Consider the following 9610-nt stretch of genomic DNA (forward strand, 5'->3'; position numbering starts at 1 on the left):
TATCCGCGACACGCTGCGCCGACAGCCCCCAAGGACGACCGAATCCGCGCCCCCCCCCCCCCCACAAACCCCCGTAGGAACCCCCCCCCCCCACCCCCCCACCCCCCCCCCCCCCCGCGGCGGGCGGTCAGCGGTGGTAGACCTCCTGGCCGTCGACGAAGGTCATGGCGACCCGGGTCCGCCAGATGTCGGCGGCCGGTCCGGCGAACGGGTCGCGGTCCAGGACGACCAGGTCGGCGCGGTTGCCCGGGACGATCGTCCCGGCGTCGTCGTCGCGGTTGATCCACGCCGAGCCCGCGGTGTAGGCGGTCAGGGCCGTGGCCAGGTCCAGGCTCTGGCCGGGCAGGAACGGGGTCTGCGCCGTCGGGTAGTCCGCGTGCACCGATCCGCCCGGTTCGGTGCGGTTGACGGCCACGTGCATGCCCTGGATCGGGTCGGCGACCGAGACCGGCCAGTCGCTGCCCGCGCAGAACCGCGTGCCCGCGCGCAGCAGGTCGGCGAACGGGTACTGCCAGCCCGACCGCTCCTCGCCCAGGAACGGGATCGTCAGCTCGTCCATCTGGGCGTGGTGGGTGGCCCACAGCGGCTGCAGGTTGGCGGTCACACCGAGCCGGGCGAAGCGCGGCACGTCGGACGGCTCGATGATCTGCAGGTGCGCGATGTGGTGCCGGTTGGCCGGGTCGGTCCCCTCGAAGGCGTCCAGCGCCTCGCGGACGGCCCGCTCGCCGATGGCGTGGACGTGCACCTGGAAACCGTGCCGGTCCAGCTCGGCGACGTACCCTCCCAGCAGCGCGGGCTCGACGTACGACAGGCCGGTGCCGCCGCAGCGGCAGTAGGGCTCGATCACCGCGGCGGTGAAGTTCTCGGCGATGCCGTCCTGCATGATCTTCACCGAGGTGGCGCGGAACCGCTCCAGGCCCGCGGCGGAGCGGCGGCGCTCCAGCAGCTCGGGGATCTGCTCGGCGCCGCGCGTGCGGTCCCACCAGAGCGCGCCCACCACGCGGGCCCGCAGCGCGCCCGAGGCCGCCGCCGACAGGTACGTGGGCAGCGGGTCCTCGCAGCCCGCGTAGGAGCCGACGATGGCGTCCTGCCAGCCGGTGATGCCGAGGGAGAACAGGTGCTCCTGGGCGGAGAGCAGGGCGTCGTGCAGGTCGCCGGGGGTGGGGCGGGGGGCGAGCAGGCCGACCAGGTCCATCGCGCCCTCGTGCAGCACGCCGCTCGGGGTGCCGTCGGGGTCGCGTTCGATCCGGCCGTCGGCGGGGTCGGGGGTGTCGCGGGTGATCCCGGCCAGCTCCAGCGCCCGGGTGTTCACCCAGGCGGCGTGGTGGTCGCGCTGGATGAGGTAGACCGGGCGGTCGACTACGTCGAGCTGGGAGCGGTGCGGCAGACCGCCGGGGAAGGCCGACATGTCCCAGCCGCCGCCCTCGATCCACGCGCGCCCGGGATGCGACCCGGCGTAGGCGGTGACCCGCTCCAGGTAGTCGGGCAGGCCGTAGACCGCCGACAGGTCGCACCTGGCCCGCTCCAGGCCCGCCAGCACGGGGTGGATGTGCGCGTCGGTGAACGCGGGGGTCAGCAGCGCGCCGTCCAGGTCCACGACCTCGTGGCCGGGGGCGGCCAGCCGTACCACGTCGGACTCGGTGCCCACGGCGGCGATCCGGCCGTCGCGGACCAGGACCGCCTCGGCGAAGGCGCCGGCGGCGAGGAAGACCCGGCCGCCGCGGAAGAGCAGGTCGCTCACGGGTGTGGGGGGCATGGCTCTCCTCGGCGTGGGGACGCGACCGTCGTCAGCGTCCGGTGATGGAGTCGGCGACGCGGGCCAGCACCGAGGTGCGGCCGAGCCCCGCGTTCTCCCGGGCGTCGGCCCGCCGGTAGAGGTCGTACATGGCGTGCACGCCGATCCACCGCAGCGGTTCCACCTCCCAGCCTCGCACCTTACGGTCCACCCAGGGCAGGGCGGCCAGCTCGGTGTCCCGGCGCAGGATCAGGTCGCGCAGGGTACGGCCGGCCAGGTTGGCCGTGGTCACCCCGTGGCCGGTGTAGCCGCCCGCCCAGCCGATGCCGGTGTCGTGGTCGACGTGCACGGTGGCGCACCAGTCGCGCGGCACGCCCAGCACGCCGGACCAGGCGTGCGCCACCCGGGAGGCCCGGACGGCGGGGAACATGCCGGTCAGCAGCTCCCACAGCGCCTCGATCGTCCAGGAGTGGGTGCGGCCGCGGTCGTCCACCCGCGAGCCGTACAGGTAGGGCCTGCCGCGCCCGCCGAACGCGATCCGGCCGTCGGCGGTGCGCTGGGCGTACATGTAGTAGTGCGCCATGTCGCCGAGGAGCTCGCCACCGGACCAGCCGATCTCGTCCCAGAGCTCCGCCCCCAGCGGCTCGGTGACGATCATGGAGCTGTTCATCGGCAGCCACGTCCGGTGGTACTGCCTGAACTCGGCGGTGAACCCCTCGGTGGCGCGGATGACGTGACCGGCCCGGACCGTGCCGCGGGGGGTGCGGGCCTCGTGCGGGGCGATCTCGGTGACCGGGGTCCGCTCGAAGATCTCCACCCCCAGCTCCCGTACGGTGTCCGCCAGGCCGCGGGCCAGCTTGGCGGGCTGGATGCGGGCGCAGTGCGGGCTCCAGATCGCGCTGACCGCGCCGTTCACCCGCAGCCGCTCCTCCCGCTCGGCCGCATCCAGCAGCCGCACGTCCTGCTCGGTCCAGCCCCAGTGGCGCTCGTGGGCCAGCAGCCGGCGCAGCCGCCGGTCCTGGGCGGCGTTGGTGGCGACCGTGGTGACCCCGCCCTTGACGATCTCCGCGTCGATGTCCTCGTCCTTGGCCACGGCCACGACCTCGTCGACGGTCTCGAACATCACCCGCTGGAACCGCCTGGCCGCGTCCGCCCCGTGCGTCCTGGCGTAGCGCTCGGGGGTGCCCGCCAGCTCGCCGACCAGCCAGCCGCCGTTGCGCCCGGAGGCGCCGTAGCCCGCGAACTCCTTCTCCAGCACCACGACCCGCAGGTCCGGGGCGGCCTTCTTGAGGTAGTACGCGGTCCACAGGCCGGTGTATCCGGCGCCGACGACGGCCACGTCGGCGTCGAGGTCGCCGTCCAGGGGCGTACCGGCCGCGGGGAGACCGAGGGAGCGGTACCAGAAGGAGACGTCTCCGTTGACGAAATCCCCAGCCAGGGGAACACGCGTACTCATAGCTTCATATCCTGCTATATCCGTCTATATAGGCATAACCGGCAACGGAAATCGTTGCGAGAACGCCGTCCGGCCGCGTAATTAGTGATCTTGCCATACGTAACGATGGGCTCACTCATGTGTAGCAGTCCCGTAACAGGATCAGGAAAGGCTATCTCCTGACAGAGGGAGCGTTCTGATGGGATTTCTGCGAATCCGCACCACCGTCGACGAGCGGCCCGGGCGTCTCGCCTCGCTGGCCGCCGCGCTCGCCGCCAAGGGCGGCAACATCCTGGGCCTGAGCGTCCAGACCGACGCGAACGGCACGGTCGACGAGTTCGTCACGGACATCCCGGCGAACGCCGAGGCGGTCCGTGAGGCTCTGGAGGCCGCGGGAGGACGGGAGGTCCAGGTCGTCACCGCCACCGCGCACGAGCTGACCGACGAGCCCACCCGGGTCCTGCTGCTCGCCTCGCGGCTGCGCACGACGCCCTGGCGCCTGCCGGAACTGCTCGGGGAACTGCTGCGCGCCGAGGACTCCCGCTGGGTCTACGGTTCGGAGATGAGCGATCTTCCCGACCCGACGCTGCTCACCGTCCCGGTCACCGCGCGCCGCGCGATCAGGGTGCGCCGCTCCGAGCTTCCCTTCACCCTCACCGAGGCCGCCCGCGCCGCCTCCTTCGTACGGCTGGCGCAGCCCCCGGCCGAGCAGACCGGCTCCGACCGCGAGCTCAAGCTCTCCGACGGCACCGAGATCCGGGTCCGCCCGCTCACCGGCCTGCACCGCGAGGCCGTACGCGACCTGCACGACCGCTGCTCGCCCGAGGCCCGCAGGTTCCGCTACTTCACCTCCATGCCGGTGCTGCCGCCGAAGGTCTTCGACCGCCTCTGCGACCGCACCCGCGGCCACTCGGTCGTCGCCGGACAGGACGGCCAGGTCATCGCCGTCGCCAGCCTGATGTTCACCCCGGACCCGGGCATCGCCGAGATGGCCTTCCTGGTCGAGGACCGCTGGCAGGGCAGGGGGCTGGGGACCCACCTGGCCGGGGTGCTCGTCCGCCAGGCCCGCGACCTGGGCTTCGCCGAGGTCAGGGCGACCCTGCTGTCGGACAACGTGCGGATGCGCAGGCTGCTGGTCTCGCTCGGCGCGACCCTGAACCACACCGAGGACCCCGGCGTGGTGGAGGCCAGGCTGGCCGTGGGCGCGATGGCGACGGCGTCCCCGGGGTGAGCCCCTCACGCGTCCTCCCCGTTCCGGGATCGCTCAGGGGTCCCGGAACGGGGAGGCCACCCTCCCGCGCCTCCCGTCGGGGGCGGGCGCGGGCACACCCCGATCTCTCCGGCTCCCCGGCCTTCCCGGTCTCTCCGTCCCCTCGCGGGTGAGGCCCTCAGGCGCCCGGTCTCTCCCCGGCCGCCGGCCCCGGGTCCTGTCCGGACCCGGGAGTCTCATCGGGATCTCCGTCCGGCCGCCCGGGAACGCCGCCGGACGGTGCCGATGACGCCGGCGACGCCGCTGAAGTCTCCGGAGAGAGCGGCGCCCCCGGGGAGCCGGAGGTCTCGCCCTCCGGTGCCAGCGCCGCCAGCCTGCGCTCGATCCGGTCCAGGCTCTCCTGGACCCGGTCCAGCCGGGCTTCCACGGAGCCTCCCATGATCGGGAAGCCCTCCTCCGCGGCCAGCGCGCGGCCCGGGTCCCGGCGTCCGAGCACCGTGATCACCTGGGCGCGTACCGCCTCCAGGTGCGCGCCCCGGCCGGCCAGCACGCGCGCGGCCACCCCGTCGCCCTCGCGGATCAGCCCGAGCAGGATGTGCTCGGTGCCGATGTAGCTGTGATGCAGGCCGAGCGCCTCCCGCAGGGACAGTTCGAGCACCTTCTTGGCGGGGGCGGTGAAGGGGATGTGGCCGGGCTCGGTCCGCCCGCCCTTGCCGATGATCTCTTCCACGTCGTTCCTGACCTGGTCGCCGCCGATGCCGAACCTCTGCAGGGCGCGGCCCGCGACGCCGTCCTCCTCGCGGATCAGCCCGAGCAGGATGTGCTCGGTGCCGATGTGCCCGTGGCCCAGGCGCCGGGCCTCCTCCTGGGCCAGGACCACGACCCTGCGGGCACGGTCGGTGAAGCGCTCGAACACGGGGAGCCTCCAAGAGGGGTGTCGAGGTGCCTGACACCCACTATGCGCCAGGTGCGGGACGAGCGGGAGGAGATCTCCCCGGGGATTTTCGCCCCGCGCGACGCACCCCGCGTGCTCTGACCGGTCCCTTCGGGCGAAAAATCGTACATTTTGTTGTCAGGTTCGTTGAAAACGGCTTCCATGGGTGGCCGGGGGGTGCGTAGGGTCCCGGCATGACGATCGACGCCTTCATCGACGCGCTCCCCAAGGTCGAACTGCACGTCCACCTGGTCGGCTCCGCCTCGGTGCCCACCGTTCTCGAACTCGCCCGCCGTCACCCCGACGGGGGCGTCCCCGTCGAGGAGGAGGCGCTGCGCGCCTTCTACCGCTTCCGCGACTTCCCGCACTTCGCCCAGATCTACCAGGCGGTCAACGCCCTGGTCCGCGAGCCCGAGGACATCGCCACCCTGGTGCTCGGTCTGACCCGCGACCTGTCCGGGCAGAACGCCCGCTACGTCGAGCTGACCGTGACCCCGTACGCCCACCACGTGGTGGGCATGCCGATGCGCGAGGTCACCGAGGCCCTCGACGACGCCGCCCGCCGCTCCCTGGAGGAGCACGGGGTGCGGGTGGCGTACGTCTTCGACATCCCCGGCGAGTACGGCGCCGAGGCGGCCCGGATCACCCTGGACCACGCGCTCGGAGAACCTCCCCGCGCGCTGGTAGGTTTCGGGCTGGCCGGGATCGAGCAGGAGCGCCCCAGGTACCGGGACGCGTTCCGGGACGCCTTCCGCGCGGCCACGGCCGCCGGGCTGCGCAGCCTGCCGCACGCGGGCGAGATGAGCGGCCCCGAGACCATCTGGGAGGCCCTGGAGCACCTCGGCGCCGAACGGATCGGCCACGGCATCTCCTGCATGGACGACCCCCGCCTGATCGCCCACCTGCGCGAGACCCAGATCCCGCTGGAGGTCTGCCCCACCTCCAACGTCTGCACCGGCCAGGTCGCCCGGATCGAGGACCACCCGCTGCCCCGCATGATCGAGGAGGGCCTGTTCGTCACCCTCAACAGCGACGACCCGCCCATGTTCGCCACCAGCCTGAGCCGCGAGTACCGGGTCGCCGCCGAGGACCTGGGCCTGGACCGCGACACCCTCGTCACGCTGGCCCGCAACGCCGTGCACGCCTCCAGCCTGGACCCGCAGGGCAGGCAGGAGATCCTCACCGAGATCGACGCCGTCGCCGGACGGCGTCCGTGAGCGTCCGGGGGTTCCGGTGAGGTCGGGCTAGTTCTTGCCGTTCGGGTTGGGGTTAGCGTTCGGATTCGGGTTCGGGTTGTTGTTCCCATTCCCCCCGTTGCCGTTGTTTCCGTCCCCGTTGCCACCGTTGTCGCCGGGCTCGGGCCTGGGCGCCGCGGAGGTGGCCGCGACGGTGGGTTTCGTGCCGGATCCGGTCGCGGTCGGCCGCGCCGGGGTCGTGGACCGCTCGCGGGACTCGGTCGTGGCCTGGCCGCGAGGCTCGGCCGTGGAACGGTCGCGAGGCGCGGCCGTGGGCTGCGGCCGGGGTTCGGAGGTGGAACGGTCGCGAGGTTCGGACGTGGACCGCCCGCGGGGCGTGGAGGTGGAACGGCGGCCGGTCGTGGGGCGCACCTCGGGGACCTCGGGAACGCGGTCGATCCGGAGCGTCGCGGCGGGATCGGCGCTGGCGGGGGCGACACGCGGCGACCGGTCGAGCCCGCCGTCCTGATGCTGGGACGTGAAGGCGCTGATCGTGACGAGAACGCCCGCGAGCAGGGCCACGACGCCCGCCGAGAGCCACCGGTACCCGGTGATCCGCCGACGCGCCGGAGCGGGCTCGGAACGGTCAGCGTTCCCGGTGTGCCCGTGATGCGTGGACGGGGGGACCGTGCCGGACCCGGGGCTGGACGCGGGCGAGAGAACGGGCGAGGGCGAGGGGCCGGACATGGGGGAGGGGGCGGAGCCGAGGGCGAGGGCAGGGACGGGCGGAGGGGTGGAGGTGGGAACGGGATCGGGGGACGGGACGGGGGCGGAGTGCCCCGTGGTGCTCCGGACGGCGGCGGGCGTCACGATCGCCCCGGTGCGGAGGGGGATCCCGGCCTCACCGGTGTCCCGGTCCCACGACGCGGCCTCTTTCCGTTCCCGGCTTTGCGACGTGATCGTGTCCTGCTCCCGGTACCCCGGTACGGCCGTGTCCTCCTCCGGGACGCGCAGCGCGGCCACCTCCCTCAGCTGCTCGCGGGCGCGGGCGGCGTCGCTGCGCAGGGCGGGATCCTTCTGGAGCAGGCCGATGATGACGGGCGCCAGGGGGCCGGCGTACCGGAACACGGGGGCGGTCGTCATCACGGCGGTGAACGTGGCCATCACGGTGCTGCGGGCGAACGGCGCGTGTCCCTCGACGGCCGCGTACAGGGTAGCCCCCAGGGACCACAGGTCGCTCCGAGGGCTGGAGGCGCCGCCGCCGGCGCGCTCGGGGGCGATGTAGGCGGGCGTGCCCACGACCATGCCCGCGCTGGTGAGGCCGCCCTCCTTGTTCACGGCGGTGGCCAGCCCGAAGTCGGTCAGGATCGACCGCCCGTCGTCGGTGAGCAGGATGTTGGCGGGCTTGACGTCGCGGTGGACGACACCGGCCGCGTGCGCGGCCTCCAGCGCCGACAGCACCTCAAGACCGATGCGCGCGACGACGGGCGCGGGCAGGCGGCCCTCGGTGGTGATCACCTCGGTGAGGTCGCGGGAGGGGACGAGCTGCAGCATGATCCACGGGTTGCGGTCGGTCCGGACCACGTCGTACACCGCGGCGATGTTGGGGTGGTTCAGCCGCGCGGCCAGGCGCGCCTCCCTCAGGGTGCGCTCCAGCAGGACCTCGCGCTCCGCCTCGGGCAGGTGGTCGGAGATCACGACCTCCTTGGCCGCGACCTCGCGATCGAGGAGCTCGTCGTGGGCGCGCCACACCGTCGCCATGCCGCCCCTGCCCAGCTCGGCGATGAGACGGTACCGTCCGGCCAGCAGCAGGCCCTCGTAGTGCAGAAAAACCACGACACCTCCCTACCCGGTTGATGATCCGACATGCCGGCCGTACGCGCCGGTCAGGGGGAGGAGATGCGTCCCATCGAGGAGGGGATCTTGGAGGCGGCGGCCCTGTCCAGCAGGAATAGGGTCCGCCGGCTGCCCCGGGCGCCTGCCGCGGGGACCTGCATCGGTCCCGAGTCCGACAGGGCCAACCGTACCGCCCCGGCCTTCTCCTCGCCCGCGGCGATCACCCACACGTCGGCGGAGTTCTGGATGACCGGCATGGTCAGCGAGATCCGGGTGGGCGGCGGCTTGGGCGAGCCGTGCACCGCCACCACCGGGCGGGTGTCGTACAGCGCGGGCATGCCGGGGAAGAGCGAGGCCACGTGCCCGTCCGGGCCCATGCCGAGCATCGTCAGGTCGAAGGACGGGGCCGGGCCGTGGTCCTCGGGACGGGCGGCGCGCCGGAGCTCGTCGGCGTAGGCGTCGGCCGACTCCTCGGCGGTCATCCCCGAGTCCGGGCCGCGCATCACGTGGACCCGTTCCGGGTCGAGGTCGAGGTGGTCCAGCAGCGCCTCGCGGGCACCGGTCTCGTTGCGCTCGGCGTCGCCGGACGGCAGGAAGCGCTCGTCACCCCACCACAGGTCCACCTTGCGCCAGTCGACGGCGTCCCTGGCCGGGGAGGCGGCGATCTCGGCGAGGGTGGCGATGCCGACGGTGCCGCCGGTCAGCACCAGGTGCGCCGAGCCCTTGGCCGACTGCGCGTCGACGGCGCGGACGATGACCCGGGCCGCGACGGCCTTGGCCAGCATGTCGGCGTCACGGTGGATGATCACGGTGGGAACGCTCACGGGACTACTTCTTCTCTTTCGGCCCGGAACCTCGGGCGCGGGACTCGTGGGGTGAGGCCTCGGGACGAGGCTTCAAGGGCGGGCTTCAGGGGTGAGGCTTCAACGGCGGGCTTCAGGGTGGGGCTTCAACGGCGGGGCTTTCAGGGGTGAGGCCGATGACGCGGGACCTCCGGTACGGGACTCCGGGCGCGAGACTACCCGGCCCGGGACGTCCCGCGCGGGACGTCGCGCACGGAAGATCCGCGTCATGGAACAGGCGAAACCGAAATTCTTCTATGGAACGCCTGAAAATAGGACGAGCGGCACGTCCCATGTCCGGGACGCGCCGCCCTGGGAGCGGCGGACGGGGGGGGGGGGGGGGGCGGGGGGGGGGGGACCAGCGCCCAGCGAACCGTTTTCTATGGGCTCCCGAGTGGAGAGCGAGTGAAAGGCTATCGGGTCCTCCGCCCCACAGTTCCCAC

Annotated in this window: 6 protein-coding genes and 1 pseudogene; 2 read left to right on the forward strand and 5 right to left on the reverse strand. The window is 73.1% G+C overall.

Annotation, left to right across the window (positions count from 1 at the left end; genetic code table 11):
- Window positions 1–127: 127 nt before the first annotated feature.
- The gene (locus tag ACZ6RT_RS01990; protein WP_470151908.1) at window positions 128–1756 is read right to left on the reverse strand and encodes an amidohydrolase; all 1629 of its coding nucleotides are present in this window, start codon (window positions 1754–1756) and stop codon (window positions 128–130) included.
- A gap of 31 nt (window positions 1757–1787) precedes the next feature.
- Window positions 1788–3191 (reverse strand): NAD(P)/FAD-dependent oxidoreductase, encoded by a 1404-nt coding sequence (locus tag ACZ6RT_RS01995; protein WP_470151910.1) that lies wholly within the window; start codon window positions 3189–3191, stop codon window positions 1788–1790.
- A 178-nt stretch (window positions 3192–3369) separates the two neighbouring features.
- On the opposite strand from ACZ6RT_RS01995, the gene ACZ6RT_RS02000 reads away from it, so the two are divergent.
- Entirely contained in the window at window positions 3370–4401 is a 1032-nt protein-coding gene (locus tag ACZ6RT_RS02000) for a GNAT family N-acetyltransferase (protein ID WP_470151912.1), read from the forward strand.
- A 469-nt stretch (window positions 4402–4870) separates the two neighbouring features.
- Here ACZ6RT_RS02000 and ACZ6RT_RS02005 read toward each other — a convergent pair.
- Window positions 4871–5296: pseudogene (locus ACZ6RT_RS02005) on the reverse strand (Clp protease N-terminal domain-containing protein); the annotation flags it as partial.
- A 212-nt stretch (window positions 5297–5508) separates the two neighbouring features.
- Here ACZ6RT_RS02005 and add point away from each other — a divergent pair.
- A complete protein-coding gene (gene add / locus ACZ6RT_RS02010; RefSeq protein WP_470151914.1) occupies window positions 5509–6531 on the forward strand; it encodes an adenosine deaminase in 1023 nt (340 codons plus the stop codon).
- A 27-nt stretch (window positions 6532–6558) separates the two neighbouring features.
- Here the strand turns inward: add and ACZ6RT_RS02015 are convergent, their stop codons facing one another.
- Together ACZ6RT_RS02015 and pgl are read right to left on the reverse strand one after the other, a co-directional pair.
- Entirely contained in the window at window positions 6559–8325 is a 1767-nt protein-coding gene (locus ACZ6RT_RS02015) for a protein kinase domain-containing protein (protein ID WP_470151915.1), read from the reverse strand.
- 50 nt (window positions 8326–8375) lie between these two features.
- On the reverse strand, window positions 8376–9149 hold the full coding sequence (pgl, locus tag ACZ6RT_RS02020; protein WP_470151916.1) for a 6-phosphogluconolactonase: 774 nt from the start codon (window positions 9147–9149) through the stop codon (window positions 8376–8378).
- Window positions 9150–9610: the final 461 nt, after the last annotated feature.

Source organism: Streptosporangium sp. NPDC050148 (assembly GCF_055586505.1).

What these genes read in the sequence shown, in the direction of transcription:
- ACZ6RT_RS01990 (WP_470151908.1), bottom strand. Translation starts at nt 1,756, where the DNA reads ATGCCCCCCACACCCGTGAGCGACCTGCTCTTCCGCGGCGGCCGGGTC.
- ACZ6RT_RS01995 (WP_470151910.1), bottom strand. Translation starts at nt 3,191, where the DNA reads ATGAGTACGCGTGTTCCCCTGGCTGGGGATTTCGTCAACGGAGACGTC.
- ACZ6RT_RS02000 (WP_470151912.1), top strand. Translation starts at nt 3,370, where the DNA reads ATGGGATTTCTGCGAATCCGCACCACCGTCGACGAGCGGCCCGGGCGT.
- add (WP_470151914.1), top strand. Translation starts at nt 5,509, where the DNA reads ATGACGATCGACGCCTTCATCGACGCGCTCCCCAAGGTCGAACTGCAC.